This window comes from Alteromonas sp. ABE4_545 (assembly GCF_056161325.1).
Genome location: NZ_JBSWYY010000073.1, coordinates 1 through 633, shown reverse-complemented (window position 1 = coordinate 633; position 633 = coordinate 1). Strand labels below are relative to the sequence as shown.

Annotated in this window: 1 protein-coding gene; it reads left to right on the top strand. The window is 55.9% G+C overall.

Features of this window, described 5'->3' with window-relative positions:
* The coding region (locus ACXAH6_RS20365) for an Ig-like domain-containing protein (protein WP_474879823.1) at positions 1–633 on the top strand (633 nt) is incomplete at both ends.

Here is a 633-nt window from a genome sequence, read left to right as displayed (position 1 = left end):
CAACAATGGCGACAGCCAAACCTTATCCGCTACTGTTCAAAACGATGGCTCTTTCAGTGCCACACCGGCGACACCTTTAGCTGAAGGTAGCTATACCGTATCGGCATCCACTACTGATGTGGCCGGCAATACCGCCACCGCCTCAACCACTGGACAAATTGATACCACGGCGCCGTCGCTGACTATTACCAACCCGGGGACCGATAACGACACCACGCCAACAATTTCAGGCACAACCGATGCGCCTGCCGGTGTAACCGTCACCCTCACTGTGGTGGATGCTAATGGTGATAGCCAAACGCTCACGGCGACCGTTCAGGGCGATGGCTCTTACAGTACAACGCCTGCTACGGCATTAGCCGAAGGCGACTATTCCGTCAGTGCCGCTATCTCTGATGCAGCAGGCAATACCGCTACGGCGTCGGCAACCGGCACCATTGATACCACTGCACCTGTGATTTCATTGGATAACCCAGGTGTGGGCAATGACACCACCCCTACCTTCTCCGGTACCACTGATTTAGACGCTGGTAACACCGTCACTCTGACCGTGGTTGACGCCAATGGCGATACCCAAACTCTCACCGCCACGGTTCAGGGCGATGGTAGCTTTAGCGTCACGCCATCGACACC